Source organism: Nocardia sp. CDC519 (assembly GCF_059509835.1).
This window is the reverse complement of sequence record NZ_CM183377.1, coordinates 2,550,924-2,573,655: the sequence shown is the minus strand read 5'-3', so window position 1 is coordinate 2,573,655 and position 22,732 is coordinate 2,550,924. Positions and strand designations below refer to the sequence as shown.

The 22,732-nt window shown below is 69.0% G+C and carries 21 protein-coding genes; 5 read left to right on the top strand and 16 right to left on the bottom strand.

Annotation, left to right across the window (positions count from 1 at the left end; all coding sequences use genetic code 11):
• Positions 1-667: 667 nt before the first annotated feature.
• The 9 genes from pyrF to cycA all read right to left on the bottom strand — a co-directional run bounded on the left by pyrF (position 668) and on the right by cycA (position 12,309).
• Positions 668-1,492 (bottom strand): orotidine-5'-phosphate decarboxylase, encoded by an 825-nt coding sequence (gene pyrF / locus AC5W7N_RS11580; protein ID WP_163814649.1) that lies wholly within the window; start codon positions 1,490-1,492, stop codon positions 668-670.
• A 29-nt stretch (positions 1,493-1,521) separates the two neighbouring features.
• Positions 1,522-4,863 (bottom strand): carbamoyl-phosphate synthase large subunit, encoded by a 3,342-nt coding sequence (gene carB / locus AC5W7N_RS11575; RefSeq protein ID WP_163814596.1) that lies wholly within the window; start codon positions 4,861-4,863, stop codon positions 1,522-1,524.
• The gene (gene carA / locus AC5W7N_RS11570; RefSeq protein WP_194991651.1) at positions 4,863-5,984 is read right to left on the bottom strand and encodes a glutamine-hydrolyzing carbamoyl-phosphate synthase small subunit; all 1,122 of its coding nucleotides are present in this window, start codon (positions 5,982-5,984) and stop codon (positions 4,863-4,865) included. The genes carB and carA overlap by 1 nt, the downstream gene beginning before the upstream one ends.
• A complete protein-coding gene (locus tag AC5W7N_RS11565) occupies positions 5,981-6,475 on the bottom strand; it encodes a PH-like domain-containing protein (RefSeq protein WP_163814598.1) in 495 nt (164 codons plus the stop codon). The genes carA and AC5W7N_RS11565 overlap by 4 nt, the downstream gene beginning before the upstream one ends.
• A complete protein-coding gene (locus AC5W7N_RS11560; protein ID WP_495923682.1) occupies positions 6,475-7,812 on the bottom strand; it encodes a dihydroorotase in 1,338 nt (445 codons plus the stop codon). Before AC5W7N_RS11560 ends, AC5W7N_RS11565 begins: the two co-directional genes overlap by 1 nt.
• A 70-nt stretch (positions 7,813-7,882) precedes the next feature.
• A complete protein-coding gene (locus AC5W7N_RS11555) occupies positions 7,883-8,839 on the bottom strand; it encodes an aspartate carbamoyltransferase catalytic subunit (RefSeq protein WP_495923679.1) in 957 nt (318 codons plus the stop codon).
• Positions 8,836-9,510 (bottom strand): bifunctional pyr operon transcriptional regulator/uracil phosphoribosyltransferase PyrR, encoded by a 675-nt coding sequence (pyrR, locus tag AC5W7N_RS11550; protein ID WP_138447450.1) that lies wholly within the window; start codon positions 9,508-9,510, stop codon positions 8,836-8,838. Before pyrR ends, AC5W7N_RS11555 begins: the two co-directional genes overlap by 4 nt.
• Before the next feature lie 266 nt (positions 9,511-9,776).
• Complete coding sequence (locus tag AC5W7N_RS11545; protein WP_495923678.1) at positions 9,777-10,619, bottom strand: SAM-dependent methyltransferase; 843 nt, start codon at positions 10,617-10,619, stop codon at positions 9,777-9,779.
• A 211-nt stretch (positions 10,620-10,830) separates the two neighbouring features.
• Positions 10,831-12,309, bottom strand: a complete 1,479-nt coding sequence (cycA, locus tag AC5W7N_RS11540) for a D-serine/D-alanine/glycine transporter (protein WP_175585941.1) — start codon at positions 12,307-12,309, stop codon at positions 10,831-10,833.
• 125 nt (positions 12,310-12,434) lie between these two features.
• Here cycA and AC5W7N_RS11535 point away from each other — a divergent pair, with 125 nt between their 5' ends.
• Together AC5W7N_RS11535 and AC5W7N_RS11530 are read left to right on the top strand one after the other, a co-directional pair.
• Positions 12,435-13,061, top strand: coding sequence for an alpha-ketoglutarate-dependent dioxygenase AlkB family protein (locus AC5W7N_RS11535; protein ID WP_163814601.1), 627 nt, complete (start codon positions 12,435-12,437; stop codon positions 13,059-13,061).
• 69 nt (positions 13,062-13,130) lie between these two features.
• The gene (locus tag AC5W7N_RS11530) at positions 13,131-13,844 is read left to right on the top strand and encodes an HD domain-containing protein (protein WP_163814602.1); all 714 of its coding nucleotides are present in this window, start codon (positions 13,131-13,133) and stop codon (positions 13,842-13,844) included.
• A gap of 113 nt (positions 13,845-13,957) precedes the next feature.
• On the opposite strand, the gene AC5W7N_RS11525 is transcribed toward AC5W7N_RS11530, so the two are convergent.
• Complete coding sequence (locus AC5W7N_RS11525; protein ID WP_163814603.1) at positions 13,958-14,533, bottom strand: TetR/AcrR family transcriptional regulator; 576 nt, start codon at positions 14,531-14,533, stop codon at positions 13,958-13,960.
• Between the two features lie 85 nt (positions 14,534-14,618).
• Here AC5W7N_RS11525 and AC5W7N_RS11520 point away from each other — a divergent pair, with 85 nt between their 5' ends.
• On the top strand, positions 14,619-15,593 hold the full coding sequence (locus AC5W7N_RS11520) for a quinone oxidoreductase family protein (RefSeq protein WP_280212618.1): 975 nt from the start codon (positions 14,619-14,621) through the stop codon (positions 15,591-15,593).
• A 116-nt stretch (positions 15,594-15,709) separates the two neighbouring features.
• On the opposite strand, the gene AC5W7N_RS11515 is transcribed toward AC5W7N_RS11520, so the two are convergent.
• Positions 15,710-16,240, bottom strand: coding sequence for a DUF4334 domain-containing protein (locus AC5W7N_RS11515; protein WP_163814604.1), 531 nt, complete (start codon positions 16,238-16,240; stop codon positions 15,710-15,712).
• Between the two features lie 467 nt (positions 16,241-16,707).
• Between AC5W7N_RS11515 and AC5W7N_RS11510 the strand changes: the two genes are divergently transcribed.
• A complete protein-coding gene (locus tag AC5W7N_RS11510) occupies positions 16,708-18,156 on the top strand; it encodes a serpin family protein (RefSeq protein WP_495923676.1) in 1,449 nt (482 codons plus the stop codon).
• A gap of 12 nt (positions 18,157-18,168) precedes the next feature.
• On the opposite strand, the gene soxR is transcribed toward AC5W7N_RS11510, so the two are convergent.
• Positions 18,169-18,645: a redox-sensitive transcriptional activator SoxR gene (soxR, locus tag AC5W7N_RS11505; protein ID WP_495923675.1), complete on the bottom strand. Its 477-nt coding sequence runs from the start codon at positions 18,643-18,645 to the stop codon at positions 18,169-18,171.
• Positions 18,646-18,692: 47 nt separating this feature from the next.
• On the opposite strand from soxR, the gene AC5W7N_RS11500 reads away from it, so the two are divergent.
• Positions 18,693-20,144 carry an MFS transporter gene (locus tag AC5W7N_RS11500; RefSeq protein WP_495923673.1) on the top strand — a complete coding sequence of 484 codons (1,452 nt, stop codon included), beginning with the start codon at positions 18,693-18,695 and terminating at the stop codon, positions 20,142-20,144.
• Between the two features lie 66 nt (positions 20,145-20,210).
• Here the strand turns inward: AC5W7N_RS11500 and AC5W7N_RS11495 are convergent, their stop codons facing one another.
• The 4 genes from AC5W7N_RS11495 to AC5W7N_RS11480 are packed head-to-tail and all read right to left on the bottom strand — an operon-like array spanning position 20,211 to position 22,710.
• Entirely contained in the window at positions 20,211-20,468 is a 258-nt protein-coding gene (locus AC5W7N_RS11495; RefSeq protein WP_163814607.1) for a YciI family protein, read from the bottom strand.
• Positions 20,468-20,977 (bottom strand): transcription antitermination factor NusB, encoded by a 510-nt coding sequence (gene nusB / locus AC5W7N_RS11490; protein ID WP_163814608.1) that lies wholly within the window; start codon positions 20,975-20,977, stop codon positions 20,468-20,470. The genes AC5W7N_RS11495 and nusB overlap by 1 nt, the downstream gene beginning before the upstream one ends.
• 6 nt (positions 20,978-20,983) lie before the next feature.
• On the bottom strand, positions 20,984-21,547 hold the full coding sequence (gene efp, locus AC5W7N_RS11485; protein WP_014351746.1) for an elongation factor P: 564 nt from the start codon (positions 21,545-21,547) through the stop codon (positions 20,984-20,986).
• Between the two features lie 35 nt (positions 21,548-21,582).
• Entirely contained in the window at positions 21,583-22,710 is a 1,128-nt protein-coding gene (locus AC5W7N_RS11480; protein ID WP_495923672.1) for a M24 family metallopeptidase, read from the bottom strand.
• Positions 22,711-22,732 lie beyond the last annotated feature (22 nt).

Below are 22,732 nucleotides of genomic sequence, written 5' to 3'. Positions count from 1 at the left end.
CGAAACAGCCTGCAAGCAGGGCGTTTTCGTACACGGAACGAATTAGCGGGGCGGTTGCCACGGCGTCGTCACCGCCGCCGGCAAACCCACAACCCCCCGACCAGGAACTTTCTGGAAAATTTCTGCGTGTCGTTCCGGAATCAGGCGCGTGTCGCGTTCCGGGCAGCTCGCGCGCGAACCTCCGACCGTGTCAGGGCGGTGCGCAGATCAGGTCAGCGCGCCGTGGCGGCCGGCCGTTGGGCGTCGAAGCAGGACGGTTGGACGCGGGACAGCGAGTACCTGGCACGGCCGTATCGGCAGGCAGGCGCGTCTATGGGCCCAGACGACGCGGTACCGGGTACTCGGGCCGCCAACTGACCACACAGCATTTCAGCGAGGCGGCAGGGCACCAGCAAACGCACCTCGGGCACCGCCGCCGAAGCCCGGCGCCGGACATGGATCAGGCCCGGCCCGAGGGGTGGGCGGGCCGGACCTGATGTCCCCCGCAAGTGCGAGGTGCTGTGATGGAAAACCGCCGACTATTGCCCCGCCGGAGATCCCCCGATCAACCTTCACAGCATCTCACCGCCGCGACGCCGATACCAGCACCACGGCCGATGCGTCGCGGATGAGACACCCGTGCCGAAACCGCCGCCGGGTCCGGGGTGATCGTGTACGCGGCCGGGCACTAGGCCTGGAGGAAGCCGAACTCTTCCTGCAGCGCGGCGACGCGCGCCCGCAGCGCCGGAACCGACGGACCTTCGCGCAGCACCTCACGCGAGGCGTTGGGCACCACGCCGTGCAGCAGGTGGTGCGGGACGAGGCCGCGTATCGAGTCCGCTCCCCCGCCCTGCGCGCCCACCCCCGGCATGAGGATCGGGCCGTTGAGCCTGCTCAGATCCGGCGCCTCGGTGAGGGTGGCGCCGACCACGACGCCGACGGAGCCGAAGCCCGCGCCGGTGTTGCGAGCCGCTGCGGCGTCGACGACGGTCTGGGCGATGGTGCGCCCATCACCGGCGGTGATCCGTTGCAGCTGCGCGCCTTCCGGATTGGAGGTGGCGGCGAGCACGAATACCCCGCGGTGCTCGGCCTCGGCGAGCTCGAGCGCCGGATCGAGGGAGCCGAAGCCGAGATACGGCGACACCGTCACCGCGTCCGAACTCAGCGGGCCGTCGCCGAGCCAGGCGCGGGCGTAGGCCTCCATAGTGGACCCGATATCGCCGCGTTTGGCGTCGGCCAGCACCAGCGTGCCCGAATCACGCAACACCTCGATGGTGCGCTCGAGCACCCCGATCCCGCCCGCGCCGTACACCTCGAAGAACGCGACCTGCGGTTTGACCAGCGCCACGCAGCCGTCGAAGGCCTCGACGCAGATCTCGGCGAAGGCTTCAAGGCCGTCCACGTCGTCGGTCAGACCCCATTGGGCGAGCAGGGCCGGATGCGGATCGATGCCGACGCACAGCGGGCCGAAATGCCGCATCGCGTGCTGTAACCGGTCGCCGAAGGTCCGCACCGATCCCGCTCCGCTCTCCTGATCGTGGCTCACCCGCGCAGTACCGCGTGCAGTTCCTGCAGCGAACGCACCCCGATGCCGCCGTTGATGCTGGCCTCGATGCCCTGCACGGCCGCGGCCGCACCCTGCACCGTGGTGATGCACGGGATGTTCACGCCCACTGCGGCACTGCGGATCTCGTAGCCGTCCACGCGGGGGCCGGAGTTGCCGTACGGGGTATTGAACACCATGTCGACCTCGCCGTCGCGGATCTGCTCGACGATGGTCGGCTCGTCGGCCGGGCCGTCCTCGGAGTGCTTGCGCACCCGCTCGCACGGGATGCCGTTGCGGCGCAGCATCTCCGCGGTGCCCTCGGTGGCCAGGATGCGGAAGCCCAGATCGTTGAGCCGCTTCACCGGGAACACCATGGCGCGCTTGTCGCGGTTGGCGATGGAGACGAACACCGTGCCCTCGGTCGGCAGCGAACCGTAGGCCGCGGCCTGGCTCTTGGCGAAGGCGGTACCGAAATCGGCGTCGATGCCCATGACCTCACCGGTCGACTTCATCTCCGGCGACAGCAGCGAGTCGACGCCGGTGCCGTCGGCCTTGCGGAACCGATGGAACGGCAGCACGGCTTCCTTCACCGCGACCGGTGCGTCCAGCGGGACATGCCCGCCGTCGCCCTCGCCGGGGAGCATGCCTTCCTTGCGCAGGTCGGCGATGGTGGCGCCGAGCATGATCCGTGCGGCCGCCTTGGCCAGCGGCACCGCGGTGGCCTTGGAGACGAACGGCACCGTGCGGCTGGCGCGCGGGTTGGCCTCGAGCACGTAGAGCACGTCGTCCTTGAGCGCGTACTGCACGTTGAGCAGGCCCTTGACGCCGATGCCCTTGGCCAGCGCGACGGTGGAGCGGCGCACGGCCTCGATATCGCTGCGGCCGAGGGTGATCGGCGGGAGCGCGCACGCCGAGTCACCGGAGTGGATGCCGGCCTCCTCGATGTGTTCCATCACGCCGCCGAGGTACACCTCGTCACCGTCGCAGAGCGCGTCCACGTCGATCTCGATGGCGTCTTCGAGGAAGCGGTCGACCAGCACCGGGTGCTCGGGGTTGAGCTCGGTGGCGCGGGAGATGTAGCCCTCGAGCGAGGTCTCGTCGTAGACGATCTCCATACCCCGACCGCCCAGCACGTAGGACGGGCGCACCAGCACCGGGTAGCCGATCTCGGCCGCGATCTTCTTGGCCTGCTCGACGGTGGTGGCGGTGCCGTACTTCGGCGCGGGCAGCCCGGCCGCGACCAGCACGTCACCGAACTCGCCACGGTCCTCGGCCAGGTCGATGGCAGCGGCACTGGTGCCGACCACGGGCACACCGGCGTCGGTGAGCCGCTGCGCCAGGCCGAGCGGAGTCTGGCCGCCCAGCTGCACGATGACACCGGCGACGGTGCCGGATTCGCACTCCGAGTGGTAAACCTCGAGCACATCTTCGAAGGTCAGCGGCTCGAAGTAGAGGCGATCTGCGGTGTCGTAGTCGGTGGAGACGGTCTCCGGGTTGCAGTTGACCATCACCGTCTCGTAGCCGGCCTGCGACAGCGTCTGCGCCGCGTGCACGCACGAGTAGTCGAACTCGATGCCCTGGCCGATCCGGTTCGGGCCCGAGCCGAGGATGATCACCTTCTCGCGCTCGTGCTGCGGCGCGACCTCCGATTCGGCGGCGGGATCGAGCTCGTAAGCGGAGTAGTGGTACGGGGTCTTGGCCTCGAACTCGGCCGCGCAGGTGTCAACGGTCTTGAACACCGGGCGCACCCCCAGCCGATGCCGCAGTGCGCGGACACCGCTCTCACCGGCCAGTTCCGGGCGCAGCGCGGCGATCTGGCGGTCGGACAGGCCGTAGTGCTTGGCCAGCCGCAGCAGCGGTTCGTCGAGCACCGGCGCGTCGAGCAGTTCCTGGCGCAGTTCGACCAGGCCGGCGATCTCGGCGACGAACCACGGGTCGATACCGGAGGCAGCGGCGACGTCGTCGATGCTCGCGCCCAGGCGCAGGGCCCGCTCCACCTGGTAGATGCGGCCTTCGGTGGGTACCCGCAGATCGTCGAGCACGGCGGTGATCGCGGCCTGGACATCGGCGGGGGAATCGGAGGCGGGCGCCCACTGTCCGTCGTCGGTGGTCCAGAACCCGGTGGACTTGGTCTCCAGCGAACGCAGCACCTTGCCCAGCGCCTCGGAGAAGTTGCGGCCGAGCGACATCGCCTCGCCCACCGACTTCATGGTGGTGGTCAGCGTGCCATCGGCACCGGGGAACTTCTCGAACGCGAACCGCGGCGCCTTCACCACGACGTAGTCCAGGGTCGGCTCGAAGCAGGCCGGGGTTTCCTTGGTGATGTCGTTGACGATCTCGTCGAGGGTGTAGCCGATGGCCAGCTTGGCGGCGATCTTGGCGATCGGGAAGCCGGTGGCCTTGGACGCCAGCGCCGAGGACCGCGACACGCGCGGGTTCATCTCGATGACGATCAGGCGGCCGTCGGCCGGGTTCACCGCGAACTGGATGTTGCAGCCGCCGGTGTCCACGCCGACCTCACGCAGGATCGCGATGCCCAGATCGCGCATCTTCTGGTATTCGCGGTCGGTCAGCGTCATCGCCGGGGCGACGGTCATCGAGTCGCCGGTGTGCACGCCCATCGGGTCGACGTTCTCGATGGAGCAGACGATCACGACGTTGTCGCGCCCGTCGCGCATGAGCTCGAGCTCGTATTCCTTCCAGCCGAGGATGGACTCCTCGATCAGGACGTTCGCGGTCGGCGAGGCGGCCAGGCCACCGCCGGCGATGCGGTCGAGATCCTCGTCGTTGTAGGCCATGCCGGAGCCGAGGCCACCCATGGTGAACGAGGGCCGCACGACCACCGGGAAGCCGAGCTCGGCGACGGTGTCGCGCACCTCGTCCATGGTGAAGCAGACCCGCGAGCGGGCGCTCTCGCCGCCGACCTTGGCGACGATGTCCTTGAACTTCTGCCGGTCCTCACCGCGCTGGATGGCGTCGAAGTCGGCGCCGATCAGCTCGACACCGTACTTCTCCAGCACGCCGCGCTCGTGCAGCGCGACGGCGGTGTTGAGCGCGGTCTGCCCGCCGAGGGTGGCCAGGATGGCGTCGGGGCGCTCCTTGGCGATGACCTTCTCGACGAATTCGGGGGTGATCGGCTCGACGTAGGTGGAGTCGGCGAACTCCGGGTCGGTCATGATCGTGGCCGGGTTGGAGTTGACCAGCGACACCCGCAGGCCCTCCGACCGCAGCACCCGGCACGCCTGGGTGCCGGAGTAATCGAACTCGCAGGCCTGACCGATGACGATCGGGCCCGAGCCGATCACCAGGATGTGGTTCAGATCGGTGCGGCGAGGCATCAGGCTCCTTCCATCAGACCGGCGAAACGGTCGAACAAGTACGCGGCGTCATGGGGGCCGGCGGCGGCTTCGGGGTGGTACTGCACCGAGAAGGCGCGCCCGTCCACCAGGCGCACACCCTCGACGGTGCCGTCGTTGGCGCAGACGTGGCTGACCTCGGCCTTGCCGAAGGGGGTGTCGAACTGTTCACCCTGCTCGCCTTCGAGGGCGAAGCCGTGGTTCTGCGCGGTGATCGAGATGCGGCCGGTCTCGTGCTCGACCACCGGAATGTTGATGCCGCGGTGGCCGAACTTCATCTTGTAGGTGCCGCGGCCCAGCGCCCGGCCGAGGATCTGGTTGCCGAAGCAGATGCCGAACAGCGGCAGGCCGGCACCGAGGATCTGGCGGGTGAGTTCGACCGCGCCGTCCTGGGTGGCCGGATCACCCGGGCCGTTGGACAGGAACACACCGTTCGGCTTCAGCTCCTGGATCTGGTCGAACGAGGTACCCGAGGGCACCACGTGCACCCGGATGCCGCGTTCGGCGAACATCCGCGGGGTGTTGGTCTTGATGCCGAGGTCGACGGCGACCACGGTGAAGCGGTGCTCGCCGGTGGGCTCGATGGTGTAGAGCCCGTCGGTGCTGACCTCTTCGGCCAGATCCGCGCCGAGCATGGACGGCTGGCCGTTGACCCTGGCCACCAGTTCGTCGACCGAGGCGGCCACGGCGTCACCGCTGAAGATGCCCGCCTTCATCGAACCGCGGGTGCGCAGATGCCGCACCACCGCACGGGTGTCGATGCCCGCGATACCGACGACGTCCTGGCGCACCAGCTCCTCGGGCAGCGTGCGGGTGGCACGCCAGTTGGAGGCGCGGCGCGCGGGATCGCGCACGGCGTACCCGGCGACCCAGATCTTGCCGGACTCGTCGTCCTCGTCGTTCCAGCCGGTATTGCCGATCTGCGGGGCCGTGGCCACCACGATCTGGCGGTGATAGCTGGGGTCGGTGAGGGTTTCCTGGTAGCCGGTCATCGCGGTGCAGAACACCGCCTCGCCCAACGTCTCGCCGACGGCGCCGTAGGCGGTGCCACGGAAAACCCGGCCGTCCTCCAGCACCAAGGCCGCTTCGTTATTTCCGCTCATCCCTCGTCTCCCGTCGTCATCTGTGCCCACGCCGGATACACCGTCTTGTCGTCTCCTCGGAATCCGGTATCGATCTCGGTCCCGGTCGGCAGTTTCCAGCGAATCACCAGCACACCATCTTCTGTCATCACCTTGCCCGCGTGGCCGCGTTCGGTGCGCACCGCGGTGATCGATTCCTGCGGAATCCAGATCACCGACGCGCCGTCACGCTCGAGCAGGATGCCTCGCTCGAACCTGGTGAGTTCGGCGTTGGCTCGAAAGCCGAGGTCGCCGACCGCGATCCGGTCCTGCCAGCTCGGCGCCATGGTGCTGCCGAGGTAGAGGCCGGTGGTCGGTTCGAGCAGCTGAGCGCCCAGTTCCTGCGGCACCGGAGGCAGGTCGCCGATGCGCTCGGCCTGGCGGGCCGCCCGGTTCTGCCAGCCCCGGTACATCAGGTAGATCAGTACGGCCCACAGCAGCGCCAGCCCGACCACCCACAGCGTGCGTTCCATTACGACTGCCCTCCGGTCCGCGCGGGCGAGGCCGCCACGCCGTCGCGGGCGGTGATCCGGCCGCGCAGCAGGGTGGCGGTCACCCGGGCCGGCAGCGTCATGTCCTGGTACGGCGTGTTGTCGGAGATGCTGGCGAGTTCGTTCGCACGCACCGTCCAACTGGCGTCCGGGTCGACGAGCACCAGGTTCGCCGGTTCGCCGACCGCGATCGGCCTGCCGTGCTCGTCCAGTCCGACGATCTCGGCCGGGCGCTCGCTCATCACCTTCGCCACCCCGCGCCAATCCAGCAGACCCGGCCGGACCATGGTCTGCACCACGATCGACAGCGCGGTCTCCAGCCCGAGCATGCCGGGACGGGCGGCGGCGAACTCGCAGCACTTGTCCTGCTCGGCATGCGGGGCGTGGTCGGTGGCGACACAGTCGACGATGCCCTCGGCGAGTGCCTGCCGCAGCGCGACGGCGTCGGAGGCCTCACGCAGCGGTGGGTTCACCTTGTTGACCGCGTCGTAGGTTTCCAGCCGCGAATCGTCGAGCAGCAGATGATGCGGGGTGACTTCGGCGGTGATCGAAATGCCCTGCGACTTGGCCCATTTCACCAGCTCCACGGTGCCGGCGGTGGAGGCGTGGCAGATGTGGACGCGGGCGCAGGCATCACGGGCCAGCAGCGCGTCGCGGGCGACGATGGACTCCTCGGCAGCGCGCGGCCAGCCGGCCAGGCCCAGGCGGGCGGCGGTCGGGCCCTCGTGCGCGACGGCGCCGACGGTCAGCCGCGGCTCCTCGGCGTGCTGGGCGATCAGTACCCCGAGCGAGTTCGCGTATTCCAGGGCGCGACGCATGATCAGCGGGTCGTAGACGCAGTGGCCGTCATCGGAGAACATGCGCACCGCGCCGATACCGGCGGCCATGGTGCCCATCTCCGCGAGCTGCTTGCCTTCCAGCCCCACCGTCACGGCGCCGACCGGGTAGACGTCGACCAGGCCGACCTCCTGACCGCGCCGCCACACATGGTCGGTCACCACGTGCGAATCGGCCACCGGGTTGGTGTTGGCCATCGCGAAGACCGCGGTGTAGCCGCCGAGCGCGGCGGCAGCGGAACCGGACTCGATGGTCTCGGTGTCCTCGCGGCCGGGTTCGCGCAGGTGGGTGTGCAGGTCGACGAAGCCGGGCAGCAGGATCTGGCCCTTACCGTCGATGATCTCGGCGCCATCGATGGCGCCCAGATCGGTGGCGATATCGCGGATCTCACCGTCGGCGACGAGCACGTCGACCGGCTCGCCCTCGCCGTAGACCAGTACACCCTTCAGCAGAACGGATGCGCTCACACTGTTTTCGCTCATGCTGTGACCTCCTGGCATGATCGGGCGCCTTCCGTGGTTACGCACGCTGCCTCCTCCAGGCGCTGACCGCTCATGCCGCGGCCTCCTGGGTCCCCACCAGCAGCCGGAACAGCACCGCCATCCGCATATGCACTCCGTTCGTCACCTGTTGCAGCACCGCGGCCTTGGGCGAATCCGCCACCGACGACGCGATTTCCATACCGCGCAGCATCGGGCCCGGATGCAGCACCACCGCATGCTCGTCCAGCAGCGCCAGCCTGCGTTCGGACAGTCCGTAGTTCACCGCGTATTCGCGGGCCGACGGGAAGAAGCCGCCGTTCATCCGTTCGGCTTGCACCCGCAGCATCAGCACCGCGTCGGCGCCGGGCAGTTCGGCGTCGAGGCTGTGCGAGACCCGCACCGGCCAGCTCTCCACCCCGGTCGGCAGCAGCGTGCGCGGCGCGACGAGCACCACTTCCGCGCCGAGGGTGGACAGCAGGAAGGCGTTGGAGCGGGCGACCCGGCTGTGCAGGATGTCGCCGACGATCACCACGCGCCTGCCCTCGATGGTGCCGAGGCGCTGACGCAGCGTGAGCGCGTCCAGCAGGGCCTGGGTCGGATGCTGGTGGGTGCCGTCGCCCGCGTTGATGACCGCGGGGACCGATCCACCGGAGGCCCGCGCCCACTCCTCGAACCAGCGCGCGATCTGATGCGCCGCGCCCGAGGCCGGGTGCCGCACGATCAGCGCGTCGGCGCCCGCGGCGTGCAGGGTGAGCGCGGTATCGCGCAGCGATTCGCCCTTGGCGACCGAGGAACTGCTCGCGCTGACGTTGATGACGTCGGCGCTCATCCATTTGCCCGCGACCTCGAACGAGACGCGGGTGCGGGTGGAGTTCTCGAAGAACACCGTCATCACGGTGCGCCCGCGCAGCGTCGGCAGCTTGTGCACCTCGCGGCCGAGCAGGGCCTGTTCGAAACGTTCGGCTTCGTCGAGCAGTTCGGTGGCGACGTCGCGGCGCAGATCGGCGACCGTCAGTAGATGCCTCACGCTTCCTCCTGGTGCAGGTACACACCGTCGCGGCCGTCGTGTTCGGTGAGCAGCACCGAGATGTCCTCGGTGCGCGCGGTCGGCACGTTCTTGCCGACGAAGTCGGCCCGGATCGGCAGTTCGCGGTGGCCGCGGTCGACCAGGACCGCGAGTTGTACGGCGCGGGGGCGGCCGAGGTCGCGCAGGCCGTCGAGGGCCGAGCGCACGGTGCGGCCGGAGAACAGCACATCGTCGACGAGCACGACGAGCGCGTCCTCGATGCCGCCTTCGGGCACTGAGGTGCGCTCCAGCGGGCGATGCGGCCTGCTGCGCAGGTCGTCGCGGTAGAGGGTGATGTCCAGCGAGCCGAGCGCCGGGCGGACACCGGAGAATTCTTCGATCTTGTCCGCGAGCCGGGCCGCCAGCGTGGTGCCGCGGGTCGGGATGCCGATCAGCACCACCCGGGGCGCGGCGGGATCGCCCGAATCCAGGGCGGTCTTCTCGATGATCTGATGCGCGATACGCGCGATGGTGCGGCCGACGTCGGAGGGAGACAACAGTTCCCGTCCCGCCGCTACCCATGCCGGAGTGTGACGCTCCGAGGGGCCGGTCGCCCCGGCGGCGTCGCCGCTGCCCGCCGACGTCGCTTCGGCAGCGCCGGACGCGGCTGCCCGTTCTTCGGGCACAGCCATGCCGACCTCCTTCCCCGCCTCACCGGACGGTCCGTTAAAGGATGTCTTACGCCGAGCAGCCTATCAGCCCGCCGTAGCCGCTTTTCACCAGGTGAGGGCTGGATCAGCGGTTGTGAGCGGGAACACCGATCATCGACTCGGCGCCGGTTGTGAGCCCGATAACGCATGGCGACGTGCGATGTCGTGCTCGGGCGCGGCGGACGCTCGGTGCGAACCCTGGCCACGAGGCCCGCATCCGCCGCGGCACGATCCGGGCGAGGCCGAAGTCACTCCCGGACGGCGAGGATGTTGCCTGCCTGCGGGTCGTTCATCGTCACGGGCCGCCCGTACGGTGCGGCGAGATCGTCCCAGGCGCGGAAGCTCGTGCGCCAGCCGTGGGTGCCGAACCAGGTTTCGGCGTCGTTGCCGAGGCCGTTGATCGGGGTCGGGCGATCGCCGGCGCCGGACACCAGGTCGCGCAGCGCCCGGTACGACGGGGCGGCGGCGTCGGTCTGGAATCGGCCGACGCCGAACCGGCTGCCCGTGCACGACAGTTCGGTGACGGTGCCGGCGGCCGCGTAGGCCTGCTCGCGCGAGAGGTAGCCGAGCACGCCCTCGTCGATCCACTGGGTGGGCCGGTCGACGCGGAACCCGCTCTCCCGCAGCGCCTTCGCCCAGTCCTCGCGCAGATCCGCGGCAACCACCCGGCGCACGCACGTGGGCCTGGCATCGTGGGAGGCCAGTAGCGGTTCCTTGAAGGCGAACAATTCGGGCAGGTCCAGCTCGAAGAAGTGGATGCCCGGCGCCAACCCGAGCCGGAACGCCCGGGTGTCGAGACCGGCGCCCAGCAGCACGATCTGCTCGCAGCCGGCCGCTATGCCGTCACGAATGTCGTCGTCGACGAGTCTGACCGCAACCGAACGTGCCTCATAGAACTGGTCGGCCAAGGCCTCGAATCGGGCCCAGCGCTCGTCGTCGAAGCCGGTCCGCGCGGCATCGACGAACACTGTGGCAAGGGGGTCGTCATAGAGCCGGTCGGGGCGAAGGCTCTCGCGCATGCGGATCATCGCCACACCGATCGCGGTCATCGCCACACCCGCGGTGGGTACGGATCTCGTTTCCTCTGCCATCGGCATCTCCCCTCCAGCACCGCACGACGGCTGCCGCGCGACCTCGCGAACACTGCCGACGACTCTAGGCGCCGTCACCGCGGACGGGATCGAAAACGGAAGCCGAACCACGACGACACCGGCCGCCCCGAAGTCACCTCGGGCGGGGGCCGGGACAGTGCGCCGACCCCGCCCTCGCGGGATGCCCGCCCCGATCGGGGCGGACAGCCGGTCAGCCCAGCGCCGAGGTTTCGGCGAGGACCTTGTCACGATGCTGGTCGCGCAGCGCCTTGTGGTGCGGGCTGCGCCGGACCACCAGGTAGGCGAGCCCGAGCACCGCGAACCAGATCGGTGTCACCAGCAAGGCCTGCAGGGTGTCGGACTCCTGGGTGAGCGCCCAGATCAGGAAGGCGAAGAAGGCGAGCACGGCCCAGACCATCGGGATACCGCCGGGCATCTTGAACTTCGACGCGGTGTGCAGGTGCGGGCGACGGCGCCGGAAGGCGAGGTAGCTGGCCAGGATCATGGTCCACACGAACATGAAGCACAGCGACGAGATCGTGGTCACCACGGTGAACGCCTCCACGATCGATTGGCCCGCGTAGAGCAGCACCACGCCGATCATCAGGAACGCACACGAGAAACGCAGCGCGTTGGCCGGCACCCGGCGCGGCGAGAGCTTGCCGAAGATGGCGGGAGCGTCGCCGTCACCGGCGAGTCCGTAGACCATCCGCGAGGTGGAGTAGATGCCGGAATTCGCGCTCGACGTGGCGCTGGTGAGCACGACGAAGTTCACCACGCTCGCCGCGATCCCCAGACCGGCCAGGCTGAACATCGCCACAAAGGGGCTCTCGTCGGGCGAGACCTCACGCCACGGCGTCACCGCGCAGATCACGATGAGCGCGCCCACGTAGAACAGCAGCACGCGCACCGGGATGGAGTTCACCGCGCGCGGCAGGGTTCGTTCCGGGTCCTTGGCCTCGGCCGCGGTGGTGCCGACCAGTTCGATGCCGACGAAGGCGAAGACCGCGATCTGGAAGCCCGCCACGAATCCCATCGGCCCCATCGGGAAGAACCCGCCGTCGTTCCACAGGTTCGCGATCGAGGCGGTGCTGCCGCTGTCACCGGTGAAGCCGGTCAGCACCATCACCAGACCCGTGACGATCAGCGCGCCGATGGCGATCACCTTGATCAGGGCGAACCAGAACTCGGTCTCGCCGAACGCGCGCACGGTGGGCAGGTTCAGCACCAGCAGCACCGCGATACAGACCAGCGCGGGAATCCACAGTGGCAGCTCGGGCCACCAGTAGGCGACATAGCCGGCGATCGCGACCACATCGGCGATACCGGTGACGACCCAGCAGAACCAGTAGGTCCATCCGGTGAAGAACCCGGCCCACGGGCCGAGCAGATCACCGGCGAAATCGCTGAACGATTTGTACTCGGAGTTCGACAGCAGCAGCTCGCCCATCGCCCGCATGACGAAGAACAGGAAGAACCCGATGATCATGTAGACGAGGATCACCGACGGCCCGGCCAGCGAAATCGTCTTGCCCGAACCCATGAACAGGCCGGTGCCGATGGCGCCGCCGATCGCGATCAGCTGAATGTGCCGGTTGGCCAGCTGGCGGCTCAGATGCCCTGGCCCCTCGGGTCCCCCCGCCGGATTCTCCTTGTCCCCCGAACCTCCGTCGCTCTGCAGCACGGCCATGGAACTCCCTCCGAATCAAGCGCGAAGACCCCATTCGACCATCCGGCGACGGACGCGGGCCCGGCGGATAGGGTATGCACAGCAGTCACTAGCACATATGTTCGAATGGCGTTAGGCTCTCTCCCATGACCATGCCGCTGCAGGGATCGCTGCTCGACGGGCTCGGCGAAAGCGGATTGGCGCCGCTGGCCGGGGTGCGCCGTACCCGCCTCGCCGCGGGCGCCTGGGTGGACCAGCTACCCGGTTGGCTCAGCGGAGCCGATGAGCTGTTCGAGCATCTCGCCTCGTCGGTACCGTGGCGCGCCGAACGGCGGCCGATGTACGACCGGGTGGTCGATGTGCCGCGGCTGCTGTGCTTCTACGGCGAAACCGACCCGCTGCCCGACCCGCTGCTGGATCAGGCCCGCGAAGCCCTCACCGAGCATTACCTGGCCGAGCTGGGTGAGCCGTTCCGCACGGCCGGGCTGTGCTTCTACCGCGACGGCCGCGATAGCGTCGCCTGGCACGGCGACACCATCGGACGCGGCGCCCGCCACGACACGATGGTCGCCATCGTGTCGCTTGGCGCCCCCCGCCCGCTGCTGTTGCGCCCCAAGGGCGGTGGCGAGAGTCTGCGCTTCCACCCGGGCCACGGCGATCTGTTCGTCATGGGCGGTTCCTGCCAGCGCACTTGGGAGCACGCGGTGCCGAAGACCCGAAAGCCCGTCGGCCCGCGCATCAGCATCCAGTTCCGTCCGCGCAACGTGCGCTGAGATCACCGGGTGCGGAAAACGTGGCGGCGGCCACAGCACGGTGTCGTACCCTGCCGCTACATTTGCTGCATGAATGATCCTGGGGCGGGGGTGCTGGCGGTGATGCCGCTGCACACGATCAGCGATGTCTACGGTGAAGACGGGCTGCGCGGCAGATTCGAGCTGGAAACGGCGGAATTACCTGGCGCAGAGCAGCTCACGGCCGCGCTCGAGCTGGCCACCGATCTGCACCGAGAGGACCGATACGGCCGCGAGCCGTACATCAACCATCTACTGCGCGTGGCGATCCGGATCGCCAGCCATTACGAGGTGCGCGATACCGAGGTGGTGATCGCCGGGCTGCTGCACGATTCGGTGGAAGACCACCCCACCGAGCTGGCCGGGACGAGATCGGGCTCGCCGACATCCGCCGCGCTGGCCGCCCTCGCCGACCGGTTCGGCGCACGGGTCGCCGATATCGTTGCGTCGGTGACCAATCCGGCGCCCGACCCGGGCCGCGACCGGCACGAACAGTATCGCGAACACGTCACCACCGAACTCGAGCGCGCGCCGTGGGCACGGGTGGTGAAGCTGTCGGATTTCACCGACAACGGCGTCGGCATCCTGTACGCCACCGGCCCCGTCCTGCACAAACTCGCCACCAAGTACCGGCCGCTCACCGACGTCTACCGAGATCTGGTGCTGCGAGCGGACACCCCGCTCGCCGAGCACGTCAAGGTGCACATCCTCGAACAACTCGACCTGGCCGATCAACGTTTCGACGCCATCCTGGCGCCGCGCTGATCCGACCGGGCGCACAACGCGCACCTGGTGCCGGCGCTCGGTGGGCAGCCCGCCGCCGTTCCGTGATCCGTCTCGGCACTCCACGCCGCAGCACGAGCGACCCCGTTCCCGGCTCAGGGTGCGCGTAAGACGGACTCCATCATCGCGCGCACCGCTGCCAGCACTCGATCGGTCTCGCCCGAGCGCACCAGATCGGGCACGGTCGGCCCGGCCAAACTGTCCAGCAACAGCCGCCCGACGACCTCGGCATCCAGATCGGGACGCGCCTCACGCAGCAGCGCGGTGATGTGGTCGAACCAGAACCGATGGAACTCCGCGGTTCTCGGATGCGGCGCCTCGGTGCGATAGGCGGCCATCAGCTCGAGATTGTCGATCACCAGCCACGCCATCGCCTCGAAGAAGGCGATCAGCCGCTCCCCCGCGGGCGCGCCTGGCCCCAGCGGCGGCGGCCCGTCCTTGACCGCGTTCATCAGCGTCAACGCGCTCTCGGCGACCATTTCGTGTAGCAACCCGGCCCGGTTGCCGAAGCGATGGAAGATGGTCCCCTTGCCGACCCCCGCGGCTGCCGCGACCCGATCCATCGTGATCGCCTCCGCGCCGTGCTCGGCGAGCAGGGCCCTGGTCGCGTCCAGGATCGCGCGCCGATTGCGCGCGGCATCCGCGCGTTCGGCCGGACGACGGTCGGTCATCGCACCACTTTCGGTTGACAAGTTGACCGGCGGTCCATATCGTCTGCACGAGTAAGTGGACCGTCGGTCAAGTTATGGAGTTCCAATGCAAGCAATCGTAATGACGGGAATCGGTGGGCCCGAGGTCCTGGTCGCGCGCGAGGTCGCCGAGCCGCGACCGGAGGCGGGCGAAGTACTGATCCGCGCGGAGGCGATCCCCGTCCTCTACCCCGAAACCCTCATGCGCTCGGGCATTTTCCCGATGGCCGTCGACCTTCCGGCCGTCTTCGGGTTCCAGGCGGCGGGTGAGGTGGTCGAGGTCGGCGACGGCGTGGATCGGAGCCTTCTCGGGCGCCGAGTGGTGGCAGATACGGCGGGTGCGGGTTCCTACGCCGAGTTCGTTCGCGCCGCAGCCGAGGCCGCGACCGTTATCCCGGAAGGAGTCTCGGCCGAGGATGCCGCAGCCGCGGCGATGAGCGGATCGGTCGCGATCGCGCTGCTGAAGGCCGCCCGGCTCACCGGCACCGAGACGGTGCTCGTGGAAGCAGGGGCGACGGGCGTCGGCAGTTACCTGGTTCAGCTGGCCGAGCAGTTCGGCGCGGCGCGGGTGATCGCCACCGCGGGCGATGCGGCCAAGCAGCAACGGGCCCGCGAGCTGGGCGCCACCGACGTGCTCGATCATCGTGCCGACAACTGGGCCGATACCCTGCGCGCCCGGCTCGCCGACGCCACCGTCGACGTCGTCTTCGATTCCATCGGCGGCTCGTCCGCTGCGCAGCTGCTCGATGTCATGACCCCGGGCAGCGGACGCATGCTCAGCTATGGCTGGCTGTCCGGCGCGCCGGCACAGGTGACGGCAGGCGATCTTCTCCCCCGTGGGCTCACCCTCATCGGGTGCGCGGGGCCCGCCTGGCTCGCGGAGCTGGCGCCACACCGCGCCGACATCCTCGAGCGAGTCCACACACTCGCACCCGCCGTCGAGACGACGTTGCCGCTCGACGCCGCGGCTCAGGCGCATGAGCTGGTCGAATCACGCGCCCCGCTCGGCAAGATCATTCTGCGGCCGGGCGCAGATCGGTAGCGGACGATTGCCCGGCGCGGCACAGCGGACACGATCGCGGCAGTTCGGGTCGCCGATTCGAGTCGATGGGCCGTGGACGCGGGCGGCAACCGACGGTCGCGGCAGCGACCTTCCGGTCAGCGCTCGAGCATGAAGAAATACGGCTCGGCCAGCCCACGCATATCCATCACGCCGAGCAGGGCATCGTCGTCGAGACGCCGGAAATGGTCGATGATCGGCAGATGGTCGTAAACCATGGCCGCGCTGACGACACCGCGGTATTCGATGTCGCGCAACCGCGCCGTCGGCTTCTTGGTGCGCAGCGCCGGCGCGAGGAAGCGCAGATTGTTGCGCACCGGGCGCAGCCAGGTGGCCGGGAATCGACCGGCCAGCCCCAGCGGGGCACGGCGCGGGTCCACGGCGAAGATCGAACCGTTCTGGTCGGCGAACAGCAGCGGATGCACCGCGTCGGGGCTGTCGAATTGCTTGCCGTACCAACCGGATTCCACGAGCACACCGGCCCACGGATGTCCGGTGTTCACTTCGCTGCCACGCCAGCGGCCGGTGGTCACCTCGCCGACACGGGCGGCGGGCAGATCATCGAACACCGCCCACGCCTGCTCCGGCGTACAGCGTCCGCGCAATATCGTGCGCTGATTCTCGGTCATCGCCCGATCTCCTCACCATCGAAGTGTTGCGAGGAAAAGTCTATCTGTCTCTCAACCGGTCGCCTCGACCGGTTGCCGGCGGACGGTTTGACCTCGAGCGCGGTTGAGGTAGCAAGATCGACAGCGAGAGCGCGGGGCCCGGCGTCGGGGCCGGCCTCCGTTCTCGATCCGAGCCGGTCACGGCTTGCTGCTCGCGCTCCCGCCGGGGTCCTGTACACCCACCCGGCGGGAGCGCGGGCATGGGTCGGCGGCTCGCGACTCCGCTGGGCGTGATTCGACCCCCACTGGTGACACACAATGGCCCTGTCCAGAAGTCCCGCCCGTCGACACACGGTTGCCGGTTCGCCTCGCCTGGGCGAAACCAGCTGCGCCGCACTGTGTCACGCGATTCGGTCCGGTGGCAGCGACCCGGACGCGCAGCGGTATACGCTGTCGCCCTCCTGCCGCGCCGCCGATAGGGTGAATCCATGCGGACCGTGCTCGAACCCCACGTCGATGCCGCGAACCACCTCACTCGCCGCTGGTGCGAGGCGGGCGCGGACGGAGATTTCGTCCTCTCCGGCGCCGGGCTGTGGCCGCTGCTCGGCCTGATGGCGTCGGCCGCGGGCGGGCCGGCGCGCGCCGAACTCGAAGCGGCAATCGGAATGCCCGGCAGCACAGCCCATTCGGCCGCACTGCGGCTCATGGAGACGATGGATGACGCGGTCGATCTGTCCGCAGCGCTCGGCGTCTGGGTCAACCGCAACCTGCCATTGAACGACGAGTGGCTGAGCGGCTTGCCGGTGGGCACAGTCGATCTCCTCACCGACCAGGTCACCCTCGATGCCTGGGCCGACCAGCACACCGGTGGCCTGATCAAGAAGTTTCCACTCCGAATCGACCCCTCGACCCTGCTGGTCCTGGCAACCGCCCTGGTGGCCCGCACCACGTGGCGCGAATCGTTTCATGAGACGGCCATGACACCGGGGACCGGCCCATGGCAGGGCCCAGCGGTGGCCGCATTGTCACGGACCACCAGCAGTCTGACGGACACGGCGATCCTGGACGGACCCCAACCGGTGACCCGCATCGTCGTGCAGGGCACGGCCGATGTCGATATTCATCTGCTCCAAGGACCTGCCACTCCCGCCCACGTGCTCGCCACCGGATTGGACGCACTCGCCGGTGTGATCGAAGTGCGCACGCAACTCCCCGTGGGCACCGACGGGCCCGGACTCGCAGTGCGCGAAGAGACTTCACTGCGGAATCGACCTCAGCTCCGGCTACAACTCCCGCCCTTCGACATCCGCTCCAACCATGACCTCTGCGCCACCCACCTGAGCCCGATATTCGGCCTCACCGCCGCACAGACATCCGGGCATCACTTCCCCGGGATCTCCCCGAGGCCGTTGGCGATCAGCCAGGGCGCACAGGACGTGCTGGCCCGCTTCACCCGCGATGGATTCGAAGCCGCGGCGGTCACCGCGTTCGCCCTCCGCGCCGGCAGCAGGCCACCACCGCCGACCGAACACCGAGTCACCGTCTGCACCGCGACCTTCGACCGCCCCTTCGGTTTCCTCGCCGTCCACCGACCCACCGGCCTGGCCATCGTGGCCGGCTGGATCGCCTCCCGGCCCGAGGAGTACCGGCCTCCCACACGAGCGGCGAGCGCGGCCGATCCCGCTGATCGACGTCCCCGGCATCCACGGCCGGAACCGGTGCCGCGGCAGTCGCGAACGGCTCCGCCACAGCCGGTCCCGGCCGAGTCCCCGTTCGGCCCGGCCTTCACGTCACCGCCGCCCGCACCCTGGGCTCGGCCACCACAACCGGCGCCCGTCCCGCGAACACCCCGGCCGTCTATGCCGCCGTGGCCCCCGGCATCGGACTCCCCGACGACCCCGCTGCGCCGCCCGCCCAGCACGCCGGGTGCGCGGTAACGCCAGTGACGTTCACGGCATATCGGCGCTCGCCGCGTCCTCGTGCGGCAACCGACGCGGACCGGGCCCCTCGTCACTGAGCGCATCGCCAGGGTTGAGTACCCAGCAGGTCTGCAACGACAGGCAACCGCAACCGATACAGCCGGTGAGTTCGCGTTCGAGGGCCTCGAGTTCGCGCCTGCGGGCGGCCAGATGGGATTGCCAGCGCCGGGAGATCCGTTGCCAGTCACGTTTGCTCGGCATCCGATCCTCCGGCAGCGACGCGAAGACCTCGGCGACCTCGGTGAGCGGGATACCGAGGCGCTTGGCGACCAGGATCAGCGACAGCCTACGCAGCACATGCCTGCGGAACCGACGTTGGTTGCCCGAGGTACGAATCGAGGTGATCAACCCTTGGTCTTCGTAGAACCGGACCGCGGACGTGGCGATCCCCGCGCGCTGAGCGACCTCGCCGACCGTCAGCAGATCGGTGGGTGCCGGTTTCGACATCGAACTCCTTGACTTAAAGTGAGCTTTAAGTTCTAGCGTAGCTGCTCGTGACCTCTACCTCGCTCGATGAGCACGAAAAGCCCGACAACGACAACGCGGTGACGACGGACCGACCCACTGGCGGCTGGCGTGAGTTGCTGTCGCCCAGCCACTTCGCGAGCGTGGCGATCCTGGCCGGTGGCGTCGCGCTCTATGCGATGAATCTGTATTTCACCGCCGCCCTCATGCCATCGATCGTCGATGACATCGGTGGCGCCGACTATTACGCGTGGGTCGCCACCGGATTCCTGATGGCGGCGGTGATCGCATCGATGCTGGTCAGCCGAATCCTCGGACGCCGAGGCGTGCGGGGGGCGTACCTGGTCGGCTTCCTCACCTTCGGACTGGGCGCGGCGTTGAATGCGCTGAGCCCGACTATGGAATTGCTCCTGGTCGGGCGCGTCGTCCAGGGTTTCGGCGGCGGGTTGCTGGCCGGGCTCGGCTACGCGGTGATCCGTGCGGCGCTGCCCGCCCACCTGTGGGCCAGGGCCGCCGGTCTGGTATCGGCGATGTGGGGGGTGGGCACGCTGGCGGGCCCGACCCTGGGCGGGGCCTTCGCCCAGGTCGGCGCCTGGCGCTGGGCCTATGCCCTGCTCCTGCTCGCCGCGGTGGTGCTGGCGATGCTCGGTGTCCGCGCCCTGCCACCCCGGACCGCCGTTGCCACCGAGCGCAGCAACGTGCCGCTGCTGTCGCTGACGTTGCTCACGGCCGCGGCGGCGGTGTTCAGCCTCAGTTCCACGGTGGCGTCCGGATGGCCGACCGCGGGCTGCATGATCGCGGGCGCCGTCTTGCTCGGCGCGTTCCTCGCCGCCGAAAAGCGTGGCAGGTCCTCGGTGCTGCCGCGCTCGACCTATCAGCGCGACAATCCGCTCAAGTGGGTGTACCTCACCGTCGCCGCCCTGTGCGCGGGCGTGATGACGGAGAACTTCATTCCACTGTTCGGTCAGGAACTCGGCGGTCTGGCGCCCTTCGCCGCCGGGCTGCTCGGCGCCGCTCTGTCCGTCGGGTGGGTGGTATCGCAGCTGTTCAGCGTCGGCCTCGGCCCGGCCGCCGCGCGACGGGCCATCCGGACGGCGCCGGTTCTCCTCACCGGCGGACTGCTCGTCTACGGGCTCGCTCAGTCCGACGACGCCGCCATCATCGGCGTACTACTGTGGGCCGCAGCTCTTTTCGTGGCCGGTACGGGTATCGGCCTGGCCTTCCCGCACCTGAGCGTGGCCGCGATGGCCAGTACGACCGACGAGATCGAGGGCGCCAAGGCCGCGGCGGCGTTGAGCACCACCCAGCTCATCGCCTACACCGTGACCTCCGCCATCGCCGGCACTTTGGTCAACCTGGGCGGGGATTCGGTCGTGAATTCCGCACGGCTGATGACCTTCGGGATCGCGGCCATCACCGTCGCCGGAACGATCACCGCGGTGCGGGCCACAGCTCGGAGCCGACCGACGGCGGGCCGGTAGACGGCTCGGTCCCGGCAGAACCTGGCGGGGTTCACGACCGGGACCGCGTCGGCGCTTCGCACAACGTCAGCCGGTGATCTCCCACTCGTACACCGTGACCTCCGAGGCTCCGGTGGTGTGCACCGGATCGGTGAAGACGATCTCGCGCGCCTGGTCGAGCGAATCGGCCAGCACGATATAGGCGCCACCGGTGCCGTCGGTGAATCGGCCGGTTTCCTGCAGCATGCCCTTGGCCCGCAGTTCGGCGAGGAACTGCTTGTGCGGTTCCACGACCGCCGGATCGAACCGGGGCGTGCGCATGACCATGACCAGGTACTTGTGCATCACTGCTCCGGCTCGGGCCGCGGCGCGCGGGTGGCCGCGGCGGCGGCGCGGACCTGCGGCGCCACCAGCACCACCTGACCGAGCACACCGTTGACGAACGACGGCGAGTCGTCGGTGGACAGCTCCTTGGCCAGTTCCACCGCCTCGTCGACCGCCACCACCGGCGGCACATCGTTGGCGTGGAACAACTCCCACACCGCGATCCGCAGGATGGCGCGGTCCACGGCGGGCAACCGCGACAGCGTCCAGTCCTGCAGATAGGACTCGATGGTGCCGTCGACCCGGTCGAGATCATCGGCGACGCCTTCGACCAGCGTGCGGGTGTAGGCGTGCACCGGTGCGACCGCCTGATCGGTGACCGACAACTCGACCCGCTCGTCGATCAGATCAGCGGGGTCGATATCGCGGGCCTCGGCTTCGAACAGCAGATCCACCGCGCGGCGCCTGGCCTTGTGGCGTGCGCCGAGTTTCTTGAATGCGGGTTTCTTCTCCGCGGGCTGGTCCGCCATGCGGCGTCAGGAGTTGACGCGGCTGATGTAGCTGCCGTCGCGGGTATCGATCTTGAGCTTGTCGCCCACATTGATGAACAGCGGGACCTGCACCTCGGCGCCGGTCTCGATGGTGGCCGGCTTGGTGCCCGCGCTGGAGCGGTCGCCCTGCAGACCCGGCTCGGTGTGGGTGACCTCGACCTCGATGGAGACCGGCAGCTCGATGAACAGCGCCTCGCCCTCGTGCATCGCGATCTGCACGCCCATGTTCTCCAGCAGGAAGCCACCGGCCTTGCCGACGATGTTCTCGCCCAGGTGGATCTGGTCGTAGGTCTCGCCGTCCATGAAGATGTAGTCGGAGCCGTCGTGGTACAGGTAGGTCATATCGCGACGGTCGACGGTCGCGGTTTCGACCTTCACACCAGCATTGAACGTCTTGTCGACGACCTTGCCGGAGACCACGTTCTTCAGCTTGGTCCGCACGAAGGCGGGGCCCTTGCCCGGCTTCACGTGCTGGAACTCGACGATCTGCTGGAGCTGATTGTCGATCTTCAGCACGAGGCCGTTCTTGAAGTCGCTGGTGTCCGCCACTGTCTTCGGATCTCCTCGGTTCTCGGCGACCGGCGTCACTCGACGACGGTCAGGTCTTTGCTGGTGCGGGTGAGCAGTTCCGGGCCCCCTTCGCGCACCACGAGCGTGTCCTCGATCCGGACCCCGCCGCGGCCGGGAAAGTACACACCTGGTTCGACGGTCACCGCCACGCCAGACAGCAGTGTACCCGTGCCCGCTTTCGCGATTCCGGGCGCTTCATGGATACGCAGTCCGACCCCGTGTCCGAGTCCGTGCACGAACAACGCACCGTGGCCCGCGGCGTCGATGACGGCGCGGGCGGCGCCGTCCACATCGGCGACCGGCACGCCAGGTCGCAGGGCCTCGCGGCCTGCCCGCTGCGCCTCGCGCACCAGTTCGTAGACCTCGCGCTGCCAGTCGGCCGGCGGGCCGAGCACCAGGGTCCGGGTCATGTCCGAGTGGTAGCCGCCGACGACCGCACCGAAATCGAGTTTCACGAAATCGCCCGTCGCCAGCACCGTATCGGTCGGGCGATGGTGCGGGACAGCCGAATTCGCACCCGCGGCGACGATCGTCTCGAAGGCGACGGCTTCGCCGCCGTGTTCGAACATCGCCCATTCCAGGTCGCGGGCCACCTGACGTTCGGTGCGACCGGGTCGCAGCGCGCCGCGCTCGAGCAGGGTGGCCAGCGCGGCATCGCCGACCGCGCACGCCGCGCGCAGCCGGTCCACCTCGTAAGCGTCCTTGACCATGCGCAACTGCTCGACGAGCCCGGGCGTGGCGACCAGTTCCAGACCGGTGCTGAGCTCCTCGAAGCCGCGGTGCTCGTCGACGGTGACCACGTGACTCTCGTAGCCGACCCGGCCGAGTTGCCACTCCCCCGCGAGTTCCACCACGCGGCGGGCACACGCGCGCACGATGTCGGCGTGCAGGTCGGGCACCTGCTCGGCGACCTGGGTGCGGTAGCGGCCGTCGGTACTGATGACGGTGCGATCTTCGGCCCCGTGCGCGTCCCAGGAGGACACCAGCAGCGCGGCGTTCGAGCCGGTGAAGCCGGTCAGGTACCTGATGTTGACCAGGTCGGTGACCAGGAGCCCGTCGATCTCGTTCTCCACCAGCAGGCTGCGCAGCGCGCTTCGACGCGCCGCGTAGTCGGGCCGCAGCCCCGCAGCATCAGCAGACATGGATCAAAGCTACCGCCGTCTT